The organism is Pseudarthrobacter sp. AB1 (assembly GCF_014926485.1).
Classification (GTDB): domain Bacteria; phylum Actinomycetota; class Actinomycetes; order Actinomycetales; family Micrococcaceae; genus Arthrobacter.
This window is the reverse complement of the sequence record NZ_PZKO01000048.1, coordinates 1-25,127: the sequence shown is the minus strand read 5'-3', so window position 1 is coordinate 25,127 and position 25,127 is coordinate 1. Positions and strand designations below refer to the sequence as shown.

At 66.2% G+C, this 25,127-nt stretch carries 26 protein-coding genes; 8 read left to right on the top strand and 18 right to left on the bottom strand.

Annotated elements, in window-relative coordinates:
- Positions 1-57 precede the first annotated feature (57 nt).
- Both ykgO and DAD99_RS12460 read left to right on the top strand, forming a co-directional pair.
- Positions 58-180, top strand: coding sequence for a type B 50S ribosomal protein L36 (gene ykgO / locus DAD99_RS12465; RefSeq protein WP_058931424.1), 123 nt, complete (start codon positions 58-60; stop codon positions 178-180).
- A 93-nt stretch (positions 181-273) separates the two neighbouring features.
- Positions 274-543 carry a hypothetical protein gene (locus DAD99_RS12460; protein ID WP_193341799.1) on the top strand — a complete coding sequence of 90 codons (270 nt, stop codon included), beginning with the start codon at positions 274-276 and terminating at the stop codon, positions 541-543.
- 57 nt (positions 544-600) lie between these two features.
- Here DAD99_RS12460 and pta read toward each other — a convergent pair whose 3' ends face one another.
- Positions 601-2,685: a phosphate acetyltransferase gene (gene pta, locus DAD99_RS12455; RefSeq protein WP_193341798.1), complete on the bottom strand. Its 2,085-nt coding sequence runs from the start codon at positions 2,683-2,685 to the stop codon at positions 601-603.
- A gap of 154 nt (positions 2,686-2,839) precedes the next feature.
- Here pta and DAD99_RS12450 point away from each other — a divergent pair, with 154 nt between their 5' ends.
- From DAD99_RS12450 to DAD99_RS12440, 3 genes are read left to right on the top strand one after another with little or no spacing between them, the layout of a single operon-like run.
- On the top strand, positions 2,840-3,313 hold the full coding sequence (locus DAD99_RS12450) for a hotdog fold thioesterase (RefSeq protein WP_193341797.1): 474 nt from the start codon (positions 2,840-2,842) through the stop codon (positions 3,311-3,313).
- A gap of 7 nt (positions 3,314-3,320) precedes the next feature.
- Positions 3,321-4,685: an AMP-binding protein gene (locus DAD99_RS12445; protein WP_193341796.1), complete on the top strand. Its 1,365-nt coding sequence runs from the start codon at positions 3,321-3,323 to the stop codon at positions 4,683-4,685.
- A gap of 57 nt (positions 4,686-4,742) precedes the next feature.
- Positions 4,743-5,348 carry a TetR/AcrR family transcriptional regulator gene (locus DAD99_RS12440; protein ID WP_160673990.1) on the top strand — a complete coding sequence of 202 codons (606 nt, stop codon included), beginning with the start codon at positions 4,743-4,745 and terminating at the stop codon, positions 5,346-5,348.
- 41 nt (positions 5,349-5,389) lie between these two features.
- Here DAD99_RS12440 and DAD99_RS12435 read toward each other — a convergent pair whose 3' ends face one another.
- Both DAD99_RS12435 and paaZ read right to left on the bottom strand, forming a co-directional pair.
- Positions 5,390-5,797: a VOC family protein gene (locus DAD99_RS12435; protein WP_185261490.1), complete on the bottom strand. Its 408-nt coding sequence runs from the start codon at positions 5,795-5,797 to the stop codon at positions 5,390-5,392.
- Positions 5,798-5,961: 164 nt separating this feature from the next.
- The gene (gene paaZ, locus DAD99_RS12430; protein ID WP_193341795.1) at positions 5,962-8,064 is read right to left on the bottom strand and encodes a phenylacetic acid degradation bifunctional protein PaaZ; all 2,103 of its coding nucleotides are present in this window, start codon (positions 8,062-8,064) and stop codon (positions 5,962-5,964) included.
- 131 nt (positions 8,065-8,195) lie between these two features.
- On the opposite strand from paaZ, the gene DAD99_RS12425 reads away from it, so the two are divergent.
- Entirely contained in the window at positions 8,196-8,642 is a 447-nt protein-coding gene (locus DAD99_RS12425; RefSeq protein WP_193341794.1) for a PaaI family thioesterase, read from the top strand.
- A 68-nt stretch (positions 8,643-8,710) separates the two neighbouring features.
- On the opposite strand, the gene DAD99_RS12420 is transcribed toward DAD99_RS12425, so the two are convergent.
- From DAD99_RS12420 to DAD99_RS12380, 9 genes are all read right to left on the bottom strand, one after another.
- Positions 8,711-10,729, bottom strand: a complete 2,019-nt coding sequence (locus DAD99_RS12420; RefSeq protein ID WP_227007973.1) for a S1 family peptidase — start codon at positions 10,727-10,729, stop codon at positions 8,711-8,713.
- A gap of 22 nt (positions 10,730-10,751) precedes the next feature.
- Positions 10,752-11,000, bottom strand: coding sequence for a hypothetical protein (locus DAD99_RS12415; protein WP_193341792.1), 249 nt, complete (start codon positions 10,998-11,000; stop codon positions 10,752-10,754).
- Entirely contained in the window at positions 10,997-11,713 is a 717-nt protein-coding gene (locus DAD99_RS12410) for a tyrosine-protein phosphatase (RefSeq protein WP_309233261.1), read from the bottom strand. The genes DAD99_RS12415 and DAD99_RS12410 overlap by 4 nt, the downstream gene beginning before the upstream one ends.
- A 69-nt stretch (positions 11,714-11,782) precedes the next feature.
- A complete protein-coding gene (locus DAD99_RS12405) occupies positions 11,783-12,391 on the bottom strand; it encodes a GNAT family N-acetyltransferase (RefSeq protein ID WP_193341790.1) in 609 nt (202 codons plus the stop codon).
- Positions 12,392-12,400: 9 nt separating this feature from the next.
- Complete coding sequence (locus DAD99_RS12400) at positions 12,401-13,261, bottom strand: 3-hydroxyacyl-CoA dehydrogenase family protein (RefSeq protein ID WP_193341789.1); 861 nt, start codon at positions 13,259-13,261, stop codon at positions 12,401-12,403.
- Positions 13,258-14,094, bottom strand: coding sequence for an enoyl-CoA hydratase/isomerase family protein (locus DAD99_RS12395; RefSeq protein ID WP_227007972.1), 837 nt, complete (start codon positions 14,092-14,094; stop codon positions 13,258-13,260). The genes DAD99_RS12400 and DAD99_RS12395 overlap by 4 nt, the downstream gene beginning before the upstream one ends.
- A complete protein-coding gene (locus DAD99_RS12390) occupies positions 14,094-15,305 on the bottom strand; it encodes an acetyl-CoA C-acyltransferase (protein ID WP_193341788.1) in 1,212 nt (403 codons plus the stop codon). Before DAD99_RS12390 ends, DAD99_RS12395 begins: the two co-directional genes overlap by 1 nt.
- A 90-nt stretch (positions 15,306-15,395) precedes the next feature.
- Complete coding sequence (locus tag DAD99_RS12385; RefSeq protein ID WP_309233260.1) at positions 15,396-16,058, bottom strand: pentapeptide repeat-containing protein; 663 nt, start codon at positions 16,056-16,058, stop codon at positions 15,396-15,398.
- A complete protein-coding gene (locus tag DAD99_RS12380) occupies positions 16,058-16,516 on the bottom strand; it encodes an SRPBCC family protein (RefSeq protein ID WP_193341787.1) in 459 nt (152 codons plus the stop codon). The genes DAD99_RS12385 and DAD99_RS12380 overlap by 1 nt, the downstream gene beginning before the upstream one ends.
- Before the next feature lie 133 nt (positions 16,517-16,649).
- Between DAD99_RS12380 and DAD99_RS12375 the strand changes: the two genes are divergently transcribed.
- Positions 16,650-16,823 carry a CsbD family protein gene (locus DAD99_RS12375; RefSeq protein ID WP_185261500.1) on the top strand — a complete coding sequence of 58 codons (174 nt, stop codon included), beginning with the start codon at positions 16,650-16,652 and terminating at the stop codon, positions 16,821-16,823.
- Between the two features lie 98 nt (positions 16,824-16,921).
- On the top strand, positions 16,922-17,665 hold the full coding sequence (locus DAD99_RS12370) for a dienelactone hydrolase family protein (protein WP_193341786.1): 744 nt from the start codon (positions 16,922-16,924) through the stop codon (positions 17,663-17,665).
- Positions 17,666-17,881: 216 nt separating this feature from the next.
- Here the strand turns inward: DAD99_RS12370 and DAD99_RS12365 are convergent, their stop codons facing one another.
- From DAD99_RS12365 to DAD99_RS12340, 6 genes are all read right to left on the bottom strand, one after another.
- Positions 17,882-19,342, bottom strand: a complete 1,461-nt coding sequence (locus DAD99_RS12365) for an amino acid permease (RefSeq protein ID WP_185261502.1) — start codon at positions 19,340-19,342, stop codon at positions 17,882-17,884.
- Positions 19,343-19,533: 191 nt separating this feature from the next.
- Positions 19,534-19,902: a Rieske (2Fe-2S) protein gene (locus DAD99_RS12360; protein WP_193341785.1), complete on the bottom strand. Its 369-nt coding sequence runs from the start codon at positions 19,900-19,902 to the stop codon at positions 19,534-19,536.
- On the bottom strand, positions 19,899-22,415 hold the full coding sequence (nirB, locus tag DAD99_RS12355) for a nitrite reductase large subunit NirB (RefSeq protein ID WP_193341784.1): 2,517 nt from the start codon (positions 22,413-22,415) through the stop codon (positions 19,899-19,901). The genes DAD99_RS12360 and nirB overlap by 4 nt, the downstream gene beginning before the upstream one ends.
- Positions 22,415-22,762 carry a molybdopterin oxidoreductase gene (locus DAD99_RS12350; protein ID WP_185261505.1) on the bottom strand — a complete coding sequence of 116 codons (348 nt, stop codon included), beginning with the start codon at positions 22,760-22,762 and terminating at the stop codon, positions 22,415-22,417. Before DAD99_RS12350 ends, nirB begins: the two co-directional genes overlap by 1 nt.
- A gap of 125 nt (positions 22,763-22,887) precedes the next feature.
- Complete coding sequence (locus tag DAD99_RS12345; RefSeq protein ID WP_193341783.1) at positions 22,888-24,615, bottom strand: ABC-F family ATP-binding cassette domain-containing protein; 1,728 nt, start codon at positions 24,613-24,615, stop codon at positions 22,888-22,890.
- A gap of 246 nt (positions 24,616-24,861) precedes the next feature.
- Positions 24,862-25,127, bottom strand: a 266-nt coding sequence (locus DAD99_RS12340) for an IS30 family transposase (RefSeq protein ID WP_193339880.1), incomplete at its 5' end; no start/stop codon positions are given.

Here is a 25,127-nt window from a genome sequence, read left to right as displayed (position 1 = left end):
CTGCGCCACCGGTCAAAACGCCACCCACCAACCGCCACCGAAACAAGGAGCAAGACCATGAAAGTCAGAAATTCCCTCCGCGCCCTGAAGAAGGTTCCCGGCGCGCAGATCGTCCGACGCCGGGGCCGCACCTTTGTGATCAACAAGAAGAATCCGAGGATGAAGGCCCGTCAGGGCTGATGCTGCGGGGCGCCTGCCGCGCCTGCCGTTGCGTCAGCCGCGGCAGGGGCTTAGAGTCGGCGGACACGTTGAACTCCGCAGAGAGGGACTTCCATGCCGAACGACACCACTCAGCCCGACAACACCGAACCTGAGACCGCAGACCCCGCCTCCGGCACCGGCACCGGCACGAAGGATCCCACCGTCGTCGAGGGCGCCAACCCGGCCCTGGACGATAGCGGAAAGCCCAAAGCCGCGGAAGTGGGCGAGGCACCTGAGCAACCCAAGGATCCACAAAACCTGGACCTTACGCCCGAAGGACTCTCCGATGAGCCGGCCAAGGAAGAAGACCCGGACAGCTTGGCCAAGCCGGAAAACAGCTAACCTTCAACCGCTGGGGTCGACGACGGCGGCACCCAACCGGGGTGCCGCCGTCGGACGTTAACCCTGGGGCGTGGGCACCTGCGCCTGAATGGCCGTGATGGCCACTGTGTTTACGATGTCCTCCACGGTGCAGCCGCGTGAGAGGTCGTTGACCGGCTTGCGCAGGCCCTGCAGGACGGGCCCGACGGCGACCGCCCCGGAGCTCTGCTGCACCGCCTTGTACGTGTTGTTGCCGGTGTTCAGGTCGGGGAAGATGAACACGGTCGCCTGCCCTGCCACCGACGAGCCGGGCATTTTGGAGGCCGCGATAGAGGCGTCCACGGCGGCGTCGTACTGGATGGGGCCCTCGACGGCGAGATCCGGGCGGCGTGCACGCACCAGTTCGGTGGCCTGCCGGACTTCGTCCACGGCCTCGCCGGAGCCCGAGCCGCCGGTGGAGTAGGACAGCATGGCCACCCGCGGCTCCACCCCGAACTGCACCGCGGTTTCGGCCGAAGCGAGGGCAATGTCCGCGAGCTGCTCCACGTTGGGATCCGGGTTCACGGCACAGTCGCCGTAGACCAGCACCCGGTCCGGCATCAGCATCAGGAACACGGAGGACACGATTTTTACGCCGTCACGCGTTTTGACGAACTCCAGCGCGGGGCGGATGGTGTGCGCCGTGGTGTGCGCGGCGCCGGACACCATGCCGTCCACCACGCCCAGCTGGACCATCATGGTGCCGAAGTAGCTGCCGTCCTGCATGATTTCCAGTGCCTTTGGCAGGTCCACACCCTTGTGCGCGCGCAGCTCGGCGTACTTCTCCGCGAACCCCTGCCGCATTTCCGAGGTGGCCGGGTCCACGATGTTGATCCCGGCGAGGTCGATGCCGTTGGCCGCCGCCAGCTCGCGGACCTGCGAATCCGGTCCCAAAAGGGTGAGGTCGCAGACGTCGCGGCGGTGCAGGATTTCGGCGGCCTGCAGGATCCGGACGTCCGTTCCCTCCGGCAGCACAACGTGCCGGCGCTGCCCCCTGGCCCGTTCGATGAGGTCATGCAGGAACCGCAGCGGAGTCATCCGTTCCAGGCGCGGCAGGTGGAGGCGCTCCACGAGCTCAGCCTCATCCACCCGCCTGGACCACAGGCCCAGCGCGGAAGCCACCTTGCGCCGGTGCCCGGACCAGATCTCGCTGCGGACCTCGGAGACCCGCTTGGCCGTGGTGTAGGTGTCCTCGCTCGCCGCAAACACAGGGAACGGCGCCTGAGCCAGGAGCGGGTAGATGTTGGCGTCCGGGGACAGGCCGCCGGTCAGGATCAGCGCCGACGGCACCGGGAATTCCGGCGAGAACGACGACGCCAAACACGCCACCATCACGTCTGCGCGGTCGCCGGGAACGATCACCAGGGCGCCCTCATCCAGCACGTTCAGGAAGTTGCCCACGTTCATGGCGGCCACCTTGATGTCCCGGACGTCGCGTTCCATGTCCGCGAGGCCGGCGATCTGCCGCACGCCAAGGGCCGCAGCAACTTCGCCGGTGGTGGGCCGGGCGATCTCCTCAAGCTCCGGCAGGACGTACACGGGCCGGTTGGATGCCCCGGGTTTGATCTCCGCGGCGATCTCCGCCATCAATTCAGGGTCGGCGCGGTTCACCATGATGGCCAGCAGCGTGCATTTTTCGGCCGCCAACTCCTTGCGGGCAACCTCGACGGCGGCCGCAGCCTCCGCGACGCTGAGCCCCTTGGCGCCTACCACGGCAACCACCGGCGCGGCGAGGTTGTTGGCCAGCCGGGCGTTGAGGTCAAACTCGACGGCGGCGTCCTGGCCGGTGAGGTCCGTCCCCTCCACGATCACCACATCGCAGTGCTTGGCGATCTCGGCGAAGATCTCCACACAGCGCGCATCGATGTCGGCGCGTTTTCCGTCGGCCAGGAGGGCCCGCACCTCGGCAGACGTCAGCCCGCCCCGGCACCGTTCGTCGTCAAGCGCGAAGCGTGATTTCACCAGGGCTACCATGGGGTCGTCGGCGGCATCCGGGCCGTGGACCACCGGTTTGAAGAACCCGATCCGGTCCGCGTGCCGGTGGAGTGTGTCTGCGAGGCCCAGAGCCACGAGCGATTTGCCCGATCCCGGGGTGGTCGCGCTGACGTAGATGCCTTTGGCCATGGTCCGCCCTTTGCTGTGCGTGGTGCCGGTCCCTCCATCCTTGCACTTCCCGGGCCCGTCACAGGGCACCTGAAACCGCCGCGCCCTTGACATCGGACCTGCATCTGGGATTACCTAATGAACATTCGGTAAATAAAGCTGGAGGCAATGACGCATGGCTGAAGCAGCACTCTCCGGGGCCACCCACCCCATCCTTGAAAACGACTATGCCTCCGAATGGATGGGCGTTGAAGTCCTCGCCGTCAGCGACGGGCACGCCACTATCCGCATGACACTCCGGCAGGAAATGCTCAACGGCTTCGGCATGGCGCACGGCGGAATGATCTTCGCCTTCGCCGATTCCGCCTTCGCCCTGGCCTGCAATCCGGTCAACCCGACGCCGGAAGAGATCAACAACATCACCGTGGCCGCCGGCGTGGACATCAACTTCCTGAAGCCCGCCTACCGCGGCCAGGTGATCACCGCCGTCGCGGACCGCCGGTCCAGCTCGGGCCGCAGCGGCCTGTACGACATCCAGATTTTCGCGGCCGACGCCGGTGCGCAGCCCGATTCGCTACCCAGTTCCGGCACGCCCGGGGAACTCATCGCCGAGTTCCGCGGACGCAGCCGCACCATCCCCAAGAAGTAGGAAAATCATGACCCTCCACGCCCCCGAAACCCCCGCTCCGCAGCCGACCTCCCCGCGAACAGATCCCGTCCTGGACCGCGAGGAAACCATCTCCCGCGACGAACTCGAGGCCCTCCAGCTCACCCGCCTGCAGCACACGGTGGCCTACGCCTACAGCCGGGTGCCGCTGTACAAGCGCAAGTACGACGACGCCGGCATCCACCCCACGGACCTGCGCGAACTCAGCGATCTCGGCAACTTTCCGTTCACCACGAAAGAAGACCTGCGCGCTGAGTACCCGTTCGGCATGTTCGCCGTCCCGCAGAGCGAAGTAGCCCGCGTGCACGCGAGCTCGGGCACTACGGGCCGGCCCACCGTCGTCGGGTACACCAAACAGGACCTGGCCGACTGGGCCAAACTGGTGGCGCGCTGCTTGCGCGCATCCGGCGTCCGGCCCGGCATGAAGGTCCACAACGCCTACGGTTACGGCCTGTTCACCGGCGGACTGGGCGCGCACGCCGGCGCCGAGGCGCTGGGCTGCACCGTGATCCCGATGTCCGGCGGGCAGACCGAACGCCAGATCCAGCTCATCCAGGACTTCGCGCCGGACGCCATCCTGGCCACGCCCACCTACCTGCTCACCATCGCCGACGCTATGGCGCACATGGGGATCGACCCGACGTCGACCTCCCTTAAGTACGCGGTTCTGGGCGCCGAGCCGTGGACGCAGGAGATGCGGCACGAACTCGAAGTGACCATGAACATCAAGGCGTGCGACATCTACGGCCTGTCCGAAGTGATGGGCCCGGGCGTCGCCGGGGAGGCAGTGGAAACCCAGGACGGCAGCCACATCTGGGAGGACCACTTCCGCCCCGAAATCATTGACGCGTTCAACCCCACGGTGGGCAAGGAAAACGTGCTGCGCGACGGCGAACACGGCGAACTGGTATTCACCTCGCTCACCAAGGAAGCCCTGCCGATCATCCGCTACCGCACCAAGGACCTCACCCGCCTCCTGCCCGGCACCGCCCGCCCCGCGCACCGCCGGATGGGCCGCATCACCGGCCGCAGCGACGACATGATCATCCTGCGCGGCGTGAACCTCTTCCCGTCCCAGATCGAGGAAATCGCGCTGCGCATCCCCGAACTCAGCCCGCACTTCCAGCTCGAACTTACCCGCCCCGAAGGCCAGCGGATGGACCAGCTCACAGTCAGGATCGAACGCCGCGACGCCGTGACCGCGGAGCAAAGTGCGACGGCGGCACGCGCCTTGCAGGAGCAGATCAAGATCCACGTGGGTTCTTCGTGTGCCGTTGACGTGGTGGAGCCGGGCTCGCTGGAGCGGTCCAACGGCAAACTGCGCCGGATCTACGACCTCCGGCCCAAGGCATAACCTTCCCTATCTGCGCCGCTACCGGGATTACTGAACGTTCGTGGGAAAATAGCCGGTATGCCCACTACAGCAGCCCCGAACAAGCGCGGCCGTCCCGGTTACGACCAGCAGTCGGTGCTGCTCATCGCCGTCGACGTCTTCAACCGGCACGGCTATGACGCCACGTCCATGGGAATCCTCGCCGAGAACCTGGGCATCTCGAAATCAGCCATCTACCACCACGTGCCGTCCAAAGGCGACCTCCTGAAGCTCGCGCTCGACCATGCGCTGGGCGGCCTGGAATCAATCCTCGAACAGCCCGGGGCGCAAAGCGGCGCGGCGGATGCGCGGCTGGAATTTGTCCTGCGGCAGACCGTGGCGGTACTCGTGGAGCGGCTGCCGTTTGTCACTCTGCTCCTGCGGTTGCGGGGCAATACTGACATTGAGCGCGACGCCCTGGAACGGCGTCGCGCGTTTGATCACGAGGTGGCCGCCCTCATTTCCGCGGCCCGCGACGAAGGATCGCTGCGCCAGGACATCGATCCGCGCACCGTCACGCGCCTGCTGTTCGGGACCATCAACTCAATCGTCGAATGGTACAAACCGGGCGGCTCCCTCACACCGGAAAAACTGGCCGACGACGTCATCACCATCGCGTTCGACGGGCTCCACGCGCAGCACTAGGGAGTGCTGCGCGGCTGCCTGCTGCGAGTCTGCCGAGGCGGTCAGAGCTGGTATTCGGCCTGCATGCCCAACGTCTCGTGAACGCACAGGATGTTGTGCTCCGTGTCCATAAACCAGGCGCACTTCTCGGACTCCGTGGTGCAGATGTGGTTCTCGGTCTTCAGGGTGGGCAGGTCGTAATCCTGGAACCGGACGCCCTTGGCCTCCATGTCCTGCACGATCCGCTCAATGTCACGCACCTCGAAACTGAGGGCCGTGTGCTCGGAGTGTTTCCCGTCCGAGACCGGCAACAACTGCAGCATCGGGCCGCCGTCGTTACCGAGCAATTCGCTTCCATCGTCTGTCATTCCGCGGTGCGGGAGGCCCAGTTTTTCGGTGTAAAAACTGCGGGCGCGCGCTGCGTCATCGACGGGCAGGATGGTTGTGGCTGTGTTCAGGGCTAGGTTCATTTGGCCACCTCCTACGGTGGAAATTTTACGCCTAAGCAGGCCTGAAAGACCCCAACGCTCTCTCACGTAATGCGGGAAAACCCCGACGCTCTCTCACTTTCCTCAAGAGAGAGAGGGCATCCGTCCAAAACCCGCCAAAGGTGAGAGAGCGTCCGGGGGTGGGGCTACTTTTCGACGAGGGTGAGGACGTCGTAGGTGGCGACGATCTCGTCATTCTGGTTGGTCAGGAGCGCGTCCCAGGCCACCTCGCCGTATTCGTCCGTTTCGCGCGGTGTGATCTTCTTGGCCGTGAGGGTGACCCGGATGGAATCACCGGCGGCCACGGGCGTGATGAAGCGGAGGTTCTCCAGGCCGTAGTTGGCCAGGACCGGGCCCGGCGCCGGTTCCACGAACAGTCCGGCGGCCCAGCTCAGCAGCAGGTATCCGTGCGCCACGATGCCCGGGAAGAACGGGTTGGCTTCGGCCGCTTCCTGGTTGGTGTGGGCATAGAAGGTATCGCCGGTGGAGTGGGCGAACGCTGTGATGTCCGCCAAGGCCACTTCACGAAGCCCGGACCGGACGGCGTCGCCAATCCGCAACGAGGCCAGGGACTTCCGGAACGGGTGCGTCCCCTCGGTCTCCATAGTGAAGTTCCGGTCCGCCCCGGTGTGCCAGAGACCGGTGACGGCGGTGAGCATGTTGGGTGAGCCCTGGATGGCCGTGCGCTGCATGTGGTGCATGACAGAGCGGATGCCACCGAGTTCCTCGCCGCCGCCGGCCCGGCCAGGGCCGCCGTGGACCAGATGCGGGACGGGTGACCCGTGGCCGGTGGAACTGCGGGCGTCCTCGCGGTTGAGCATCAGGACACGGCCGTGGTGGGCGGCGATCCCGGTGACCAGTTCGCGTGCTACGGCAGGATCGTTGGTGCACACCGATGCCACGAGGGAGCCGCCGCCCCGGGCGGCGAGCCGGACGGCGTCGGGCAGGTCCTTGTATCCGATCACGGAGGCTACCGGGCCGAACGCCTCCAGCGAGTGGATCGCGTCAGTCTCTGCGTCAGCCCAGCTCAGCACCACCGGCGACATAAAGGCGCCGGCATCCACTACGCCCGTGGCACCGTTGGCAGCCGTGGACGACGGCGAATCGAGCGTTCCGTACGCGAGCTCACCGCCGGCGTCGAGCATCGACTGCACCGCGGCGCGGACGTCCGCAAGCTGCTCGAGCGACGCCAAAGCACCCATGGTGACAACGTCGGCGCGGGGATCCCCCAGCACAACCCGCTCATCCACGCGCTTGCCGATCGCGGCGATCACCGCCGGCACCAGCTCCTGCGGGACGATAGCCCGGCGGATGGACGTGCACTTCTGGCCCGCCTTGACCGTCATTTCGGTGACCACGGACTTAATGAAGGCATCGAATTCCGGCGTGCCCTCCACCGCATCGGGCCCAAGGATGGCGGCGTTGAGGGAGTCCGTTTCGGACGTGAACCGGACGCCGCCCTGCACCACGTTGGCATGCGATTTCAGGGATAGCGCGGTGGACGCGGAGCCGGTGAAGGCCACCAGGTCGCGGTAGTCCAGCACGTCCAGGAGGCCGCGGACCGAACCCGAGATGAGCTGCAGCGACCCCCGCGGCAGGATGTTGGATTCGATGATGGCTTTCACCACGGCCGCGGCCACGTACCCGGTGGGGGTGGCAGGTTTGACGATGGTGGGGACGCCGGCAAGGAACGCGGGCGCGAGTTTCTCCAGCATGCCCCAGACCGGGAAGTTGAACGCGTTGATCTGCACCGCAACACCGGGAATGCGCGTGTAGATGTGCTCGGCCACGAACGAGCCGTCCTTGGACAGCACCTCCATGGGCCCGTCCACCACCACCTGCGAATTGGGCAGCTCACGCCGGCCCTTGGAGCCGAACGTGAAGAGGACGCCGATGCCGCCGTCGATGTCGATCATCGAGTCGATCTTGGTGGCACCGGTCTGGGCCGAAAACGTGTAGAAATGCTCGCGCCGGGCGTTCAGGTACTGCGCCAGCTCCTTGAGCTTGAGCGCGCGCTGGTGGAAGGTCAGCTTGCCCAGTTCCGCCTGTCCCGTGTTGCGGCCGTAATCCACGACGGCGGCCAGGTCCAGACCGTCGGTGCTCACCTTGGCCAGGACTTCCCCTGTGCTCGCATCCCGTACGGGGACAGCCGAAGCTGCCGAACCGGCGTCGGGAGTCCACCAGGAATCCTGGACGAAACTGGGAACGGTCTGGGCTGTGTCGACTGTGGCTTCGGCAGTGGTGGTCATCGTTGACGGGTCCTTCCAACACGGGGACAAACGGGGCCAAGGCTTTACTGACCGTCCGTTCGGTAATATGTCTACAGTACATGACTGTGCCGTACTGCACACTGGAAGTTCAGCCTCGACAAAGGAGACCCATGAGCGCCCTATCCCCTGACGCGGCTGCGCCGGACGCCACCGCCCATGGCGCTACCCCGTGGAAGATCGTCCTCGGCGAGCTCGACGAGAAGATGGGTGTGAAGATCATCGAGGAATCGGTAGAGCGCGTGGTGGCGACGATGCCTGTGGAGGGCAACAGGCAGTCATTCGGGTTGCTGCACGGCGGCGCGTCCTTGGCGGTAGGCGAGGCCGTAGGCTCCTGGGCGGCCGTGATCCACGCCAGCACTTTGGGGAAAACTGCCGTGGGCGTGGACGTCTCAGCGACGCATCACCGCTCGGCGCGCGACGGGCAGATCACCATCACCGCGACGCCCATCCACCTCGGCGGCACCCTGACCACGCACGAGGTCCTGATCACCAACGACGCCGGCCAGCGCCTCTGCACGCTGCGCATCACCAACCTGCTGATGAAGCCCAAGAAGTAGCCCTCCGGCCCAGTTGCCCTGTCACTTGGCGTCGCCATTCGTTACGGATGATGACGCTACGTGATAGATCAACTGCGGGTGGGGCGCTGCCGCTTCCGCCGCTTCACCAAGACCAGGAACACACCGCCGACGGCAAGCGCACCGGCCGCGAGCCCGGCGAACAGGACCAGCCCGGACGCTCCCGTATTTGCCAGGCTTGCCGCCCGGCTGTCACCCAGCGGACGTACGACGGCGGCGCTGTCAGCTGCCGGAGGCACCGCACCGTTCGCGGCTGGTACCTCAGCCGGCCCGGCGGCAGCAGGGATTACTACGGGGGCCGGGGCCTGCGGGGAGAGCTGGCTGACCGGGGTGAAGTCGAAGGCCACGGCTCCGGACGTGCTGAATCCGTTGACCGTTTCGGCCGTGAAACGCAGCGGTCCGGCCACAGCAGGGGCAGTAAACGACCACGCACCGCCGGCATCCACGGGCACCTCAACAGGCGCCCGTCCACTGACGCTGATCCTGATCTTCGAACCGGCCGCGACAGCCGATGCCGGAGCCGCGGCCACCACACCCGTGACGGTCTGGCCGGCGTCGAACGTTGCCCCCGGCGCGGGCGACGTCACCGTTGGCTTGTTGAGGAAGAGTTCCAGCTGGTAGCCGGGGAGCACGGCCATCGCGTCGTCGAGCGTGGCGGCGATGGCGAAGTTCTTGACGAAGCGGCCATTCTCATCGGGGGTATCCCCGGCCGAGTGTGTGCCCACTGCGTAGTTCCCGCTGACCCAGGGCCCGCCGGAATCTCCGCCGCTGGATTGGACGTCGAAGGACAGGAAACCGTAGAAGGCCCGCAGGTCTGCGGGGGCCGAGGTGATACCCCGGACCACGTAGATCCCCACCTCGTCGATAGTTCCGCAGGACCATGCTGACGTGCGGCCGGAGCGGCAGACCGGCTGGCCCACAACCGGGGATGCCGTTCCGATGATCTTAACGTCCGGGCCCGGCTCTGACGGATCGCCCCACGTACTGGCGGCGGGCAGTGGGTCCAGGTCCGCGCGGAGTTCCTCAATGACGGCGATATCCGTTCCGACGTTGCCGGGGTTGGCCGGGTCCAGCGGATGCAGGACGGTGGAGTTTCCAGGTCCGCCGAACTGGCTGAAACCAAACTTTCCGAGCAACCCGGCAGGCACCCCTTGGAATTGGAGCGTGGCCGTCTTCGCGTCGCCGTCAGCGCTGCAATGGCCGGCCGTGAGGACTGCAGGGAGGCCCGCGGGGTCAAAGGCCGAGAAACCTGTGGAACAGATAATGCCGTTGTCAGCGGCGTAACCCAACCCTCCGGGGACGTCTGCCTCGGGCGCGAGCGGCGCCCCGGCGTCGAGTTCCACGTTGGCGTAGCGGGCCACGAACTCTGCGGGCGAGACCTTGCCGTCCGCGGTGGGGCTGGTGCGGTTGGGATCAGTGAGACTCGAATTTCCGGCGTTGGCCACATCAGGAACTGTGGCCTCGGACCCGTTGATGCCGCCCGCGCGGACTACGAACTTGCTGCCGGTGAACGCCACGGCCTGCAACCCGTCCGCGCCCACGTCGCGGAGGTACGCCTGGTATAGGTCCTGGGTGCTCCTGGCCAGTTCGGTCCCGGTCGCGGGAGAAGCAGCGTTCGACGGAGGCGCGGCAGACGGTGCGTCGAGGGCGACGGCCGGGATAGTCACGCTGAGCCGGGCCACCTCAGCCTCCAGCTCGGCTCCGGAGCCGGCAACCTGAATGCTGCTGTCGCGGATCCGTGTTCCGAGGTAGCCGGGGATGTCCCGCAGGGCCGCGGCAACGTCTGCGGCCTGCTTGCCCAGCTGGCCGGCAGCCGCGAACTCGTCGGGGGTCAGGCCAAGATCGCGGAGGGCAGCTTCCCGAAGGCCGGCGTCGCTGGGCTTAGCGTCGCTCGGCTTCGCGTCGCTCGGCTCGACGTCATTAACTCCGGAGCCACCAACCGCCGTCGGGCTTTCCACAACCGCCGGCGGCTCAACCGCCGGCTGCTCGACACCCCAGGCCGGCACGGCCCCGAGCCCCACGGAAAGTGCCACTCCGACAGCCGCTGCTGCTGCAATTACGCGTTTCAAACTGTGTGCCGTCGCTTTCGTTCTATTCATCTGTATCGCTCCGCCGTGCCGTGTACGCGGCTACCACCGCGGCAAGGCACAAAGCTGCCCCACCCACCATGAGCAAGATCTGGCCCGGGAGCCACTCGCCGCCGACGGTCCCGTCGCCGAGCCCGAAGTTATCCTCCGTAGTCCCGAAATCTGAAGCGAGGACGGCCCAGAACGGCCCGGCCACCAGCATCACCCCTCCGGCCACCGCGAGCGACGCCGCCACATATTTCATGGACGTCATGGCGCCACCCGGCTGCCGAGCAGGCTTGTGACCGCTTCCAGTTCGGCCTCGGACAGGCCGTTGCGCAGCAGGAATTCACGTGTGTCCAGCTCCCGGACAAAGCCCACCACGGCCCGGCTGCGCCGCTCCAGCAGGGGTGTGAGTTCATCGTCATCGATGTAGCGTTCGCCGGCGTGGGGCGGGCCGTGCGTCCGGAAGCGTTCGTTGATGCCACGGGCGGCTTTGGCGTAGCCGTCCGCCAGGAGCTGGTCCGGATCGCCGGCCAGGTCCTGCAGCATCGCCGCGACCATGCCGCTGCGGTCCCGGCCCGCCGCGCAGTGAACCACAACGGCGCCGGCTTCGGCTGCCGCGACAGCGCGGAACACCGCCACGAACTTCTCCGGGTAGAGCCGGACATTGTGCAGGTAGTGGGCGGGGTCGTTGAGGTACGGCCCGCAGACGGCGGTTAACCGCGGATCATCGGGTTCTTCGGTGGGGGCCGAGACGATCGTGATGCCGGACCAGGCCGCTTCAGCCACGGCGGGGTCGGTGTCCCGGCGCCGCGCTTCCCGGGAGTTACGGAGATCAATCACGGTGCGGACGCCGTCGTCGTACGCCTGCCGCCAACCCGCTTTGGTGAGCCATTCGCGGCGGCCCATCCGGTAAACGCGGCCGCCAACATGCCAGGCATTCACAGCCCCGTCCCAGCCCACGGCTCCGCCTGTCGTCTCCACCCGGACAGCTAACCACAAAGCCGCACTGCCTGCACGCGATAGGCGCGTCATCGGGCAAAACCGTACCAGTCAGTCGTGCTTGCCGAGCCTGTACTCCAGACCGTTCCGGACCATGGGCCATTCGTGCTCAAGGATGGAGAACACCACGGTGTCCCGCAGCACACCATCCGCGGTCCGGGAGTGGTTGCGCAGCACGCCGTCCTGCTTCGCACCAAGCCTGGAAATTGCTTCGCGTGACTGGTGGTTGAGCCAGTGCGTCCGGAACTCGACCGCCGGGCAGCCAAGGGTCTCGAACGCGTGGCGCAGGAGCAGCAGCTTGGAGTCCGGGTTGGTGCCGGTGCCCTGTACTGACGCCGCATTCCAGGTGGAGCCGATCTCCACGCGGGGAGTGCCGGCGTCGATATTCATGTACGTGGTCATTCCGATGATCCGCCCCGGGCCGCCGGACACTGGATCGATCAGCCTGGTGGTGAACGGCAGCATGGAACCCTGCTCCTGCAGAGCCAGCCTGCGGTCGATCTCTGCGGCCATCCCCCGCGGCGTGGGGACGGACGTGTACCAGAGGTTCCACAGCTCGCCATCCTGCGTGGCCGCCACCAGGCCATCGTGGTGGTCGCGGCGCAGCGGCTCGAGGATGACGTGTTTGCCGGTCAGGGTGAGGGGTTCAAAGCGGGTCACCCGGAAATCCTACTCAGCCCAGTCGAAGAATCCCTTCCCGGTCTTCCGTCCAAGCTCGCCGCGGGCCACCTTGTCCTTGAGGATCTGCGGCGGCGCGAACCGCTCCCCCAGCGTTGAATGCAGGTACTCGGCGATGCCCAGCCGCACGTCCAGGCCCACAATGTCCGTGGTTCTCAGCGGGCCCGTGGGGTGTTTGTAGCCCAGGACCATGGCGGCATCGATGTCCGCCGGCGATGCCACGCCCTCCTCCAGCATGCGCATCGCCTCCAGCGCGATGGCCACGCCCAGCCGTGAGGAGGCAAATCCCGGTGCGTCATTGACGACGACGGCGGTTTTGCCGAGTGCGTCGACCCACCTTTTCGCCGCTGCAGCCAGGTCCCGGGACGTCTGCTCGCCGAGCACCACTTCAATAAGGGTGGAGGCGGGGACAGGGTTGAAGAAGTGCAGGCCGAGGAAGTTCTGCGGGCGCTTGAGTTCGCGGGCCAGGCCGTTCACGGACAGGGACGAGGTGTTGGAGGCCAGGAACGCGTCATTGGTCAGACGCTCCTCGATGCCGCGGAGTGAGGTGATCTTCAGGTCCCACTCTTCGGGCACGGCTTCGACCACCAGCTGGCGGTCCTTGAAGTCGTCGTAATCCACCGTGACATTGAGCCGGGACACCATCTCATCCAAATTTCCGTCAACTGCCCCACGCTCGATGCTCTTGGCGGCCGCGGCTTCCACCCGCTCACGGGCTGCCTCGGCGGACGCTTCATCCCGCTCCACCACCAGGACGTTGGCCCCGTTGATCAGAAACGCGTGGGCAATTCCCGCGCCCATGCGGCCGCCGCCCAGGACGCCGACTGTGGCGGGAAGGTTCGGGTTCGTCATGATTGCTTCTTCTCTGATTTCTTGTCGAGGAACGCCTGCATGCGGTCAAACTTGGCCTGGGATTCGAAGAGGATCCCCTGCGCCAGCTGGTCAATCAGCGGGTGGGCTTCGGCCGGGGCGTGGAACACCGACTTCGTGATCCGGACGGCCAGCGGGTCCTGGCGGCCGATCCGGTCCGCCAGGTTGTGCGCGGCGTCCATCAGGTCCGCTGCCTCGTGGATTTCGGTGATGAGGCCGGCAGCCAGGGCCGCCTCAGCCCGGAGGACCAGGCCCGTGAGCAGAATCTGCTTGGCCAGCGGCTCCCCCACCAGCTCCTTCAGCCGCCAGCTGGCCCCGGCCGCGGCCAGAATGCCGAGCCCTGTTTCTGGGTTGCCGATCCGGACGCTGGGCGTTCCGATCCGGAAATCCGCAGCATAGGCGAGCTCCGCGCCGCCGCCGAGGCAATACCCGTCCAGGGCGGCTATGACCGGCATGGGCAGCTTGGCGATCCGCACGAAGATGGTGGAGTTAATGCCCTGCAGGGCATCATCGCGGCGCCGTTCGCGCAGCTGGGAGATGTCCGCGCCCGAGGCAAAGACGCCGTCGACCCCTGAGATGATCAGGACTTTGGGATTCTGCTCCAGCGCGGCGCAGACCACATGAAGTTCATCCACCATCTGCTGGTCGATGGCGTTCCGGACCTCCGGGCGGTTGAGGCGGACCACCACGCGGTCCTCCCGCTCCTCGACCAGGAGGGTGCCGAATTCAACGGTGCTTAAGTGTCCGTTCGCGCTTTGTCCGTTCGCGCTTTGTCCGTTCGCGCTTTGTCCGTTCGCGCGTCCCGGGGCGGGCATCAGATGCGCTCCAGCAGCATCGCGGTGCCTTGGCCCACGCCAATGCACATCGTGGCCAGCCCAATCCTGGCATCCTCGCGTTCCATCCGGCCCAGCAGGGTGATGGCGAGCCGTGAGCCGCTGGAACCGAGCGGATGCCCCAGACTGATGGCGCCGCCGTCGTTATTCACCGTATCCGGGTCCAGCCCGAGCCGGCGCATGCTCGCGAGTGACTGCGTGGCGAACGCTTCGTTAAGCTCGACGGCGCCCAGGTCACCGACGCTGAGGCCGCTCCGGGCGAGCACTTTCTGCGTCGCCGGGACCGGGCCGATGCCCATGATTTCGGGTTCGCAGCCGGCGGAGGCGCCGTCGATGATCCGGGCCCGCGGCGTCAGGCCAAGCCGAGCGATGGCGGCCTCGGACGCGACGATGATGGCCGAAGCGCCGTCATTCAGCGTGGACGAGTTCCCGGCCGTGACCACGGAACCGCCCGGAACCACCGGGCGCAACCCTGCAAGGACCTCCAGGGTGGTGCCGGCCCTTGGGCCTTCATCGGTGTCCACCACCGTTGCGGACTTTCGGGACTTGACCGTTACCGGGACGATCTCGTCCGTGAACCGTCCCGCGGCGATGGCGGCGAGGGAACGCTCGTGGGAGCGGACCGCGAAGGCGTCGGCGTCCTCACGGCTGATGCCGTCCACGCGGGCCACTTCCTCGGCGGTCTCCGGCATGGAATAGGTCATCTTCCCGTCCCGGGCGAGCCCGCCCTTCTGGAAGAGCGGGTTAACGAAGCGCCAGCCGATAGAGGTATCGAAGATCTGGCCCGGCTTCGCGAACGCCGCGGCCGGCTTCTCCTGGGCCCACGGCGCACGGCTCATGGACTCCACGCCGCCGGCAATCACCACATCCGCGGCGCCGGACTTGATCATGTGGCTGGCCTGGATGATGGCGCTCAGCCCCGACGCGCACAGCCGGTTGACCGTGATCCCGGGGATGTGGAGGGGCAGACCGGCCAGCAGGGTGGCCATCCGGGCGACGTTGCGGTTTTCCTCACCCGCACCGTTGGCGTTGCCGAGGATGACTTCCTCGATGCTGTCCGGGTCAAGGCCCGCACGGGACACGGCCTCGCGGATCACCAATGCAGCCAGATCATCCGGGCGGACCGCCGACAACGCACCGCCGTACCTGCCCACGGGAGTGCGGACACCGCCAACAAGAAAAGCCTCGACCATCAGAACATCCTTTACGCCAGGGAGCCGGAATATTCGGGACCGTCCAGTGACCGCCCTATTTACCGACCGTTCGTTCTATAAAGAGTACACTCACAGAACCACGACGCCGAGATGCCCGGCCAGAAGCGGCGCCAGCAGGCTCAGCTGATAATCGTCGATCACCACACCGGTCAGGTTCCCGAGGCCACTGATGGTCCGGAAATCCGTGCCACGAAGGTCAAAGTCCTTCAGCCGCGCGCCGGTGAGATCCAGAGTTCCGATGGTGCAGTTCTTCAGCGCCACGCGCGTCCCGGAGGCGGAGCCGAGGTCCAGTTCGTTGATGATGCAGTCGCTGATGAGGACGTCGGTCAGCTTGGACCCGCGCAAATTGAGGAAGTCCAGCTTGCCGCCGTCGATCCGAACGGACTGCCAGCCGGTCTCATACAGTTCAGCCGAGCCCAGCCGCGGATTGTTCAGCTGCACGTCCCGCCACGCGGAGCGGGCGGCCCGGAACACCGGCGCGTACAGCTCGGACAGGATACAGTCCCGGAAAGTAGACCCCCGGAGCTGGGTGTCATTGAAAGAGACGCCCTGGAACTCACACTCGGCGAAATCCGTGCCACTCAGCTCCAGACCGTCAGCCGCCGCACGGCTGTACCGGACGCCGTCGTACCTTTCACCACGCTGGAAGTGCGGGGCTGGATCATCCGTGACATCCTCCAGGCTGACCGGCGAGAGCCGGGGAGCCGTTACCCTGGGGGCCTTTGCCGCCACTAGAGCGATTCCGCTTTGGCCGCGATTTCCGCCAGGTCCTTGGCGAGGGCCTTGCGCGTCATGCTCATGCCCAGCTTGCCGAAGAGGGCCATGGTCACCTTGCTGACGAACGTGGGTTTGGCGACGTCGGCGCCGAAGGTCAGCGTCAGGTCCGTCCCGCCGTCGCGCTCGGCCAGGCTGAGGCGCGACGTGTAATCGGCCCCGCCCTGGAGAGCCTTGACCATGGTGCTGCGGGGAGGATCGGCCTGCGCCACCCACATCTCCACAGTCTCCGAGCGGCCCATCATTGTGCGGGTTTCCTTCCAGCGCGTCCCTTCGCCGTAGGGCCCGTCACTGAGCATCTGCACAGCGTCGATGCCGGAGAGGGTGGCTGCGGAGCCCGGGATGTCCGAGATGACCGCCCAGACCTTTTCCGGCGTGGCATGGATGTGCTGGGTCAGGCTTGTGCTGTGTTCCATGCTTCGAGCCTAGTCGGGGGCACTGACATCCGACAGGCAACCCGTCTCCGGATCCCTTGAAATAGTAAGCATGCTTTGTGTTATTCTGAAAACGCATTGTCAGTTCAACGGGAAACGAAAGGCGGCCAGACACATGGGCCTCGGAGACAAGATCGGTAACGAAGCAGAGCACCTGGGCGGCAAGGCCAAGGAAGCGGCCGGCAACGCCACGGACAACGACAAACTCAAAGCCGAAGGCCAGGCGGACCAGGTCAAGGCTGACGCCAAGAAGGTCGGCGAAAACGTCAAGGACACCTTCAAGGACTAATCCTCCACATTCGAACGGCGGCGGATTCCCATGGGGATCCGCCGCCGTTCCTGTGTCTGCCCATCCCGTCGATCAAGACCGGCGGCTACCCTTGGCCCATGACGTACGTGGACCTGAGTGCCCAGAGTGCCGCTGCCGGAGGTTCGCCTTCGCTCGGCGGATATCTCGCCACGCCTGCCAGGCCAGGTCCGTTTCCCGCGGTCCTGATGATCCACGAAGCCTTCGGCCTGAACGACCTCGTTCGCGGCCACGCAGACCGGATGGCCCGCGCCGGGTACTTGACACTCGCGGTGGACCTGTTCAGCGACGGCGGCCCGCGCCGCTGCCTGGTCAGCACCATGCGGAGCATGCTCCGGGGAAGCGGCCGGGCCTTCACCGACCTCGCCACCGCCCGGACCTGGCTGGCCACTTCGCCGCTTTCCACCGGCAAAACCGGGGTGATCGGATTCTGCATGGGCGGCGGATTCGCGCTGCTGGTGGCCCGCGACGGCTTCGACGCGGCTTCGGTCAATTACGGCCGCCTGCCCGGCAATCTCGAGGAAGCCCTCCAGGGCGCCTGCCCCATCGTGGCCAATTTCGGCGGCCGGGACCGCACTCTCAAAGGCGCGGCGGACAAGCTCGAGACCGCACTGGACAACCTCGGCATCGAAAACAGCGTCAAGGAATTCCCCACCGCCGGGCACGCCTTCCTCAATGAAACAGACCTGGGCCCGGCAGTTTTCCGGCCGCTGATGCGGGTCATGGGCATCGGCCCGGACCCGGGATCCACCCCCGAAGCCTGGCAGCGGATCGAAGACCACTTCGCCCGGCACCTCAAGAGCGTGGACGCCAACTGGACCTGAGCGCTCCAGCCCAGTTAGTCCCCTGGTTCCCCCTCGGTCACCGCGGACACGCCAGGCTTTTGGGCGCGCCCCGCAAAGCAAGTGGGCAGGAACGCGCGCGGGGGATCGACGGGCTCAACCGACGACGGCGGCGGGCCGCCCCCGAAAGGGTGACCCGCCGTCGTCGGACTTCTCAGTGTCCGTCCGCAGAGCGTCCGGCTGCTGAGGCGAAAAGACCTAGCAGAAGAGCTCGCTCTTGGGCTCGTTGTTCCGGACCTTCTGCCAGCCGAGCCACAGGACCAGGGCGAAGAACGGGATGGTTGCCAGGGTCCAGAGGCCAAGGTGGAAGACCTCGCCGGACTTGCTGGTCATGGTGTCGAAGCCGATGAGCACCGTGATGGCCAGCAGGGCGATCAGGCCGGCCCAGCTGCTCCAGGTTCCGCCGGGCGCGGGCAGGGAGGAAACCTTGCCCTTCTTCTTGCGCAGCGCGATCTGGCTGGCGAAGATGGCTCCCCAGGTGAAGATCACGCCGATCGAAGCGGAGTTGAGCGCCAGGTCGAAGGCGTGTGAGCCGCCGAGCCAGATGTTGAGCAGGATGCCTACGAGGTACACGGCGCCGATGGCCAGGATGGCGGCGTACGGCACGTGGCTCTTGGACATCCTGGTCAGCCACTCCGGGGCGTGCCCGTTGTTGGCCATGGTCCGGAAGATCCGGCCGATCGAGTACAGGCCCGAGTTGCAGGAGGACAGCGCGGCGGTGATGACGATCATGTTCATCACATCGCCCATCCAGCCGAGGCCCATCTGGCCGAAAACGGTGACGAACGGCGAGGTGCCGGCCACGTACTGGTCCGAGGGCAACAACATCGCCAGGAGCGTCACGGAACCGACGTAGAACACCACGATGCGGAAGACGACGGCGCGGATCGCCTTGGGCACTTCCTTGGCGGGGTCCTGCATTTCACCGGCTGTGATGCCCACGAGTTCAATGCCGTTGTAAGCGAAAATCACGGCGTTCAGGACGAGGATCATCACCAGCGCACCCTTGGGGAACATTCCGCCTTCGGCTGCAAAGAGGTTGTTCACCGAAGCGTTGCCGTCGCCCACCTGGGCGTTGGTGACCACCATGAAAGTGCCCACGGCCAGGAAGATCACGATGGCGCCGACCTTAAGGCAGGAGGCCCAGAACTCGAATTCGCCGAACACCTTGACGCTTAGGAGGTTGACGCCCACGAGCAGCAGCAGCGCTGCAATGGCGGACAGTTCAACAGGCACGTTGGGGAAGAAGAACTGGAAGTACAGTCCGATCGCGATGAGTTCGGCGATGCCGGTCATGGCCCAGTTAATGAAGTACATCCAACCGGACAGGTACGCGCCCTTCTTGCCGAACATCTCACCGGCGTAGCTGACGAAGGAACCCGACGTCTGGCGGTACATGATCAGCTCGCCCAGGGCCCGCATCAGCAGATAGGCGATAACGCCGGCAATGGCGTAGGAGAAAATGAGCGCAGGGCCGGTGGAGGCCAGGCGGCCGCCTGCACCCATAAAGAGGCCGACGCCGATGGCGCCGCCCATGGCAATCATGGTGACCTGGCGGCCGGTCAGGGATTTTTTGTAGCCCTCGGCGCTGAGGGTGGAGTCGACGACGGCGGATTGCGCCGTGGGGCTCTCGAGTTCTGTGGGGGTACTTTGAGGCACAACAATTCCTTGTGAGTTCGGGGGGATGGCCGGCACCGGAAACACCAAGTTTTTGTCCAGATAATTCGGACTTTGGGCCCTCTAAGGGGCATTATCTGGACAAAAACTCTCAGGTGTCGAAGGTTCGCACGGCCTGTCCATCCTACAAGGTCCGAACCGCAGCAAGTGACGAGGGCTACACTCGCGCCCGGTTAAGCCAAACTATTGCCACGAATGTGGGGATACGCCAGAACAATATTCTGTTCAGCATCCTCCTGGACACCGTATGTGCGCAGAGGTTCGGCGCCGGTGCTGGAGCAGCCCGTTTCCAGGCTGAACGCGTGCTGGTGCAGCGGGCATATCACCACCTGCAGGTCGACGGTTCCGTCCGCAATGGGACCGCCCCGGTGTGGACAGACGGCGGACAGGGCGCGCAGGGATCCATCCCTCAGCCGGAAGACCGCCACCTGCTCACCGTCGACCCCGAAGGCACGTCCTTCGCCAAACGGGATCTGGTCCACCGGGCCCAGGACGTGGCTTTTGGTGCCGACGCGCTTGGCGCCTGTCGTGTCGGCGCTCATCGGACCGGCACCTGAGGCAGGACGGTGAGCGGAAGCGACGTCCGGAACTGGCCCGGCGTGAGCGGATCGTCGCGTTCGCTCCACGGGTCCACGTAGCTGTCCACGGCGGCCTGCATCGCGGCGTCCAGTTGCGCGGCAATGCCTTCGGAATTGTCCACGATCACCGCGCGGAGATGCTCAATGCCCACCCGCGGCACAAAGGCGTACGTCCGTTCCAGCCAGTTGGCCTGCTCGCGGTAGTACTGCATAAAGCGGCCGGTGAGCAGCTTAACCTCTTTCGGATCGTCCACTGTGGCCAGCAGGTCGCCTTTGCGGATATGGGCTCCGGCCGCGCCCCCGACATACAGCTCCCAGCGGCCGCCCTCCACAGCCACCACACCCACATCCTTGACCAGCGATTCAGCGCAGTTCCGCGGGCAGCCGGACACAGCCAGCTTAAGCTTGGCCGGCGACTCGATCCCCTGGAACCGGGACTCTATCTCGATGCCCAACTTGGTGGAATCGCCTGTGCCGTAACGGCAGAAGTCCTTCCCCACGCAGGTCTTCACCGTGCGGAAGCTCTTGCCGTAGGCGTACCCCGAGGGCATGTCCAGGTCCGCCCACACCTGCGGCAGGTCCTCCTTCGGGATCCCCAGCAGGTCGATCCGCTGCCCGCCGGTCAGCTTGATCAGGGGTACCTTGTGCTTTTCGGCGACGTCGGCGATCCGGCGCAGCTGCTGCACGGACGTCACTCCACCCTTCATCTGCGGGACCACGGAGAACGTGCCGTCGCGCTGGATGTTGGCGTGCACCCTGTCGTTGATGAAGCGGGCATCGCGTTCGTCGATGTACCGGTCCGCGAGCATCATCTTCAGCAACGAGGCCAGCCCCATTTTGGACTTCGCGTCCTCGGCGCTGCCGGGGGCCAACGCCGTGAACACCTGGGACACGGAGCGCAGGCCCAGCTTCTGGATGGCGGCCATCAGTGACGGCTTGTCCAGCGGGATTCCGGGAACGTAGTAGCTGGCGGCCGGATCCTCTTCAACTGCGCCGTCCGCCGCCCACTCCACCACCTGCCTGACCAGGAGCTTGCAGGAACCGCAGCCCTTGCCTGCCCGGGTGGCGTCCATGGCGCCGGAAACGGAGGTGCAGCCACCTTTCACGGCGTCCACCAGGGCCTTCTTGCTGACGCCGTTGCAGTTGCAGACCTGGGCGCCGTCGTCGAGCTCCGCCACGCCCACGTCCTCCCCTGGCCCGCCAATGTCGAACATCAGCGCGATCCGCTCCTCCGGCAGCGGCAGCCCGCGGTCGTAGGCCTGCGTCAGGTATGCGACCTTCCGGCTGTCCCCCAGGAGCGTGGCGCCCACCATTTTGTTGTCGCGGACCACGATGGACTTGAAGACACCGCGGCTGGGCTCCGAGAAGACGATGTGCTCGTCCGTCTCGAGCTCGGGGCCGTGCAGCCCCATGGACGCCACGTCGACACCGGCCACCTTCAGCTTCGTAGCGGTCCGCGAGCCAAGGTAGGCCGCAGACGTATCGGCACCGGTCACGTGGTTGGCGAGCACCACGGCCTGTTCCCACAGCGGCGCCACCAGGCCGTAGACCTCGCCGCGGTGCTGGACGCACTCCCCCACGGCATAGATCTCGTCTTCGTCCTGGACCAGGAGCCTGTCATCCACCACGATGGCCCGCTCCACCGGCAGCCCGCTCAGCACCGCCACGTCCACGTTCGGCCGGATCCCCGCAGCCACCACCACCATGTCGCACGCGATGTCGTCCCGGTCGCGGAGGCTGACTCCGCTGACCCGGTCCGTACCGAGGACAGCAGTGGTCCGGCTGGACGTGTGCACCCGGATACCCAGGGCCTCCACGCTCCTGCGCAGCACCGCGCCGCCGTCGGGCCCCATCTGAGCATTCATGAGGTGCCCGCCCGAGTGCACCACCTCCACCTCGATCCCGTGGCTTTTCAGGCCGTAGGCCGCCTCGAGGCCCAACAGGCCACCACCGATCACCACCGCCCGCCGGTGGTGCTCCTGCTGGGCGTGCTGGACCATCCTGCGTGTGTCGTCGATGGTGCGGAACCCGAAGACACCGTTCTTCACGGACCCGCCAGGGGTGTAGAGCCCGTCCATCGGCGGCATGTGGGAGCGGCTGCCGGTGGCGATGATGAGGGTGTCGTAGGGGGTCACCCTGCCGTCGTCGGAGAAGACGTGCTTGGTGAACTTGTCGATCCGGTCAACGCGGACACCGGCATGCAGGGTGATGCTGTTCTCCCGGTACCAGGACAAAGCGTTCAGGAAGATGTCGGCATCGCTTTCCTCGCCGGAGAGGACGTGGCTGAGCATGATTCGGTTGTAGTTTCCGTACGGCTCGTCCCCGAACATGGTGATGGTGAACTGGTCCGCGCCGCCGCGGGCCAGGATCTCCTCCACAGCCCGGGCACCGGCCATCCCGTTGCCCACTACCACCAGCCGACGGCGCGGCGCGGCGCCTGAGTGCCTGCCCTCCGGCCGGTCCAGCACGCTGGTCATCAGTGCTCCACCATGCCCAGGTCCACCACCACGGATCCCCCAACACCATCCGGGGCGGCGAGATAAAGCTCCACCACCGAGCCGCCGTCGATGTCCTCCACCACCCGCAGCGGCACATGGACTTCGCTCTTGGCGCCGATGGGGAAATAGCGCATGGGCACGCCGTTGCGCATCAGGACCACCGTGATGAGTTCGCTGCTGGAATTACCGCCCCGGAAGTAGAGCGTCTGGTTGATGACACCGTCCGGAACGTAGTGCGAGAGTTCACTGTGGATGGGGACGGGCTTTTCCAGCCCGGTGCCCTCAAACGGAAATATGCCCTGCAGGAAAAGGTTCTTGGTGATCACGGACAGATCCTTTCGGCCGGCGGACGTCTGGCATAGGCCTATCTTCCGCCGCCCATGTTTCCGCCTGCCGGTCTGTGCGTAACGATCCTTTTACGCAAAACTCACCATTTTCCGGCATGGCGGAATCAGGCCGGGGCCAGTACGCCCTTGTCCATCGAGTACCGGATCCAACGCCCGGATTCGTCCGTGCGCGAGGTGTCGCTCTTTTTCGCGCACCGGGCAAACCAGTCCCGGAGAGCGCGGTCGTGGCTGACCATAACCAGGGTCCCGGTGAAGCCGGCGAGAGCCTCTTCGAGCTGCTCCACGAGAACCGGCGCCAGGTGGTTGGTGGGTTCATCCACAATCAGCGTGCCGTAGCCGCCCAGCAGCAGCCTGGCCAGGGCGAGTCTGCGCTGCTGGCCCGCGGACAGGCTGCCCACCGGGACGTGGAACTCGCTGGTGCGGAACAGCCCCAGTCGCAGGAGAGCCTCGGCGTGCCCATCAATGTTGCCGCCGAGGCCCGCCGCGAAGGCCGGCAGCAGGCGGAGCGCGGGCCGCTGCGGCAATTCGAGTTCCTGCTGCAGGTAGCCGATCCGGGCAGGCCGCTGAACCAACCCTTCAACGGGCTCCAAGGTTCCCGCCAGCACCGAGAGCAGGGTGGATTTTCCCGCGCCGTTCGGCCCGGTGATGAGGATCTTCTCGCCGGCGCGGGCCGCGAAATCAGTGACGCCCAGACGGCCCGGAACCGCGACGCCGCGGGCCACGAGGACCGCCGACGCCGGCAAGCGGGAGTCCCCGGCCAGGGCAGCTGCCCCGGACCTCACGGGCGCAACAGGCGCCGCAGACAGAGCCTCAGGGTCCACCGCCAGCTCCGCCGTAAGGCGCAGCGGTACCGGCGGCCGGTCAATGGGGCTCGCCTCCAGCCGCCGGAGCCGTTCCTGTGCGTTGCGGACCTTGCTGCTCGCCGCCTTCTGCCAGGTGCCGGCCTTGAAATCGAAGCCCACCTTGTCATTGTCGCGCTGACGGGCGTAGCCCATCTTCCCGGCCACTGTGTCCGCCTGCCGCTGCTCGGCATCCATCGCATCGATCCACTCGTGGTACTGCTGGACCCAGCGCTGGCGTTCGGCGGCCTTCTCCCGGAGGTAGCCGTCGTAGCCGTTGCCGTAACGGGTCACGGCCAGGCGCTCGGCATCAACCTCAATCACCGTGCTGGCCACTTTGCGGAGCAGCACGCGGTCGTGGGACACCACCACCACCGTCCCGCGATGGGCGGCCAGCCGGTCCTCCAGCCAGGCGGTTCCGCGCGCATCCAGGTGGTTGGTGGGCTCGTCCAGGAGCAGAATGTCCGCCGGGTCGGCCAGGACACAGGCCAGCGCCACGCGTTCCTGCTCGCCGCCGGAGAGCGATCCCAGCGTCCGCTTCCGGTCCAGGCCACCCAGGCCCAGCCGGTCCAGCGCAGCCTCAACACGGGATTCCGCGGCATAGCCCTCGCGCAGCTGATACTCGGTCTGCAGCCGGCCGTACGTTTCCAGCTCGTCGTCCTCGGCATCGGCGAGGCCGGCCTCCAGCCGGTCAAGCTCGGCTTCGAGGGCGCGCAGCGAGGCCAGGGAAGAGTCGACGGCGGCCCCCACGGTGAAGGATTCCGGCAGGCCATGCGTCTGGGCGAGGTAGCCCACGCGGCCGTGGCTGACAGCAGTTCCCTCGTCGGGCGCTTCCAGCCCGGCCAGGATCCGGAGCAGCGTGGATTTGCCGGCGCCGTTTTCGCCGACGATGGCGACATGCTCGCCGGCCGTGATGACCAGGCCGATTCCGTCCAGCAGCTGCCGGTCGCCATAGCCATGGGAGACGCCGGAAAGGTTCAGGTGTTCAGTCAAGACAAGTCCTCGCAAGATTCCGCAGTGTGGCCGCCGGAACCGGTGCTCGACGGCGGCCCTGGATTCGGGGAAACAGCCCGGCATGGCCGGACTGCTGCTCAGGACTTCATCGCTCCAGCTTCCCCGCCGGAAGCCGCAGCGTCAAGCCGGGACACCACCGGCGACACCATAATCTGCCAGCAACGCGGGGTCACTTAACGCCCATGTTTCCCCGGCAAAGTCAACTGGTCGGAGCAACGCCGGGTGTTATGCCGCGGTTAGCAGCTGGTTCAGCCGGTTGGCTGGGGTCTGTAGGTTCAGGGTGGGCCGGGGTCGGCGGTTGAGTTTGGCGGCGACCTGGCGCAGGTCCTCCGGGGTGTGGACGGAGAGGTCTGAGCCTTTCTCGAACCAGAACCGTAGGAGTCGGTTGGTGTTCTCGTTGGTACCGCGCTGCCAGGGCGAGTGCGGGTCACAGAAGTAGAGGGTGGTTTCGAGTGCGGTTTGGATTTTGGCGTACTGCGCGAGTTCGGTGC

Excerpts from the sequence above, each read along its gene's own strand:
- DAD99_RS12450 (WP_193341797.1), top strand. The coding sequence starts at position 2,840 with ATGGCTGAAGCAGCACTCTCCGGGGCCACCCACCCCATCCTTGAAAAC.
- DAD99_RS12460 (WP_193341799.1), top strand. The coding sequence starts at position 274 with ATGCCGAACGACACCACTCAGCCCGACAACACCGAACCTGAGACCGCA.
- ykgO (WP_058931424.1), top strand. The coding sequence starts at position 58 with ATGAAAGTCAGAAATTCCCTCCGCGCCCTGAAGAAGGTTCCCGGCGCG.
- DAD99_RS12380 (WP_193341787.1), bottom strand. The coding sequence starts at position 16,516 with ATGGAACACAGCACAAGCCTGACCCAGCACATCCATGCCACGCCGGAA.
- DAD99_RS12370 (WP_193341786.1), top strand. The coding sequence starts at position 16,922 with ATGACGTACGTGGACCTGAGTGCCCAGAGTGCCGCTGCCGGAGGTTCG.
- pta (WP_193341798.1), bottom strand. The coding sequence starts at position 2,685 with ATGGCCAAAGGCATCTACGTCAGCGCGACCACCCCGGGATCGGGCAAA.
- DAD99_RS12415 (WP_193341792.1), bottom strand. The coding sequence starts at position 11,000 with ATGACGTCCATGAAATATGTGGCGGCGTCGCTCGCGGTGGCCGGAGGG.
- DAD99_RS12435 (WP_185261490.1), bottom strand. The coding sequence starts at position 5,797 with ATGAACCTAGCCCTGAACACAGCCACAACCATCCTGCCCGTCGATGAC.
- DAD99_RS12395 (WP_227007972.1), bottom strand. The coding sequence starts at position 14,094 with ATGCCCGCCCCGGGACGCGCGAACGGACAAAGCGCGAACGGACAAAGC.
- DAD99_RS12440 (WP_160673990.1), top strand. The coding sequence starts at position 4,743 with ATGCCCACTACAGCAGCCCCGAACAAGCGCGGCCGTCCCGGTTACGAC.
- DAD99_RS12400 (WP_193341789.1), bottom strand. The coding sequence starts at position 13,261 with ATGACGAACCCGAACCTTCCCGCCACAGTCGGCGTCCTGGGCGGCGGC.
- DAD99_RS12425 (WP_193341794.1), top strand. The coding sequence starts at position 8,196 with ATGAGCGCCCTATCCCCTGACGCGGCTGCGCCGGACGCCACCGCCCAT.
- DAD99_RS12390 (WP_193341788.1), bottom strand. The coding sequence starts at position 15,305 with ATGGTCGAGGCTTTTCTTGTTGGCGGTGTCCGCACTCCCGTGGGCAGG.
- nirB (WP_193341784.1), bottom strand. The coding sequence starts at position 22,415 with ATGACCAGCGTGCTGGACCGGCCGGAGGGCAGGCACTCAGGCGCCGCG.
- DAD99_RS12445 (WP_193341796.1), top strand. The coding sequence starts at position 3,321 with ATGACCCTCCACGCCCCCGAAACCCCCGCTCCGCAGCCGACCTCCCCG.
- paaZ (WP_193341795.1), bottom strand. The coding sequence starts at position 8,064 with ATGACCACCACTGCCGAAGCCACAGTCGACACAGCCCAGACCGTTCCC.
- DAD99_RS12375 (WP_185261500.1), top strand. The coding sequence starts at position 16,650 with ATGGGCCTCGGAGACAAGATCGGTAACGAAGCAGAGCACCTGGGCGGC.
- DAD99_RS12360 (WP_193341785.1), bottom strand. The coding sequence starts at position 19,902 with ATGAGCGCCGACACGACAGGCGCCAAGCGCGTCGGCACCAAAAGCCAC.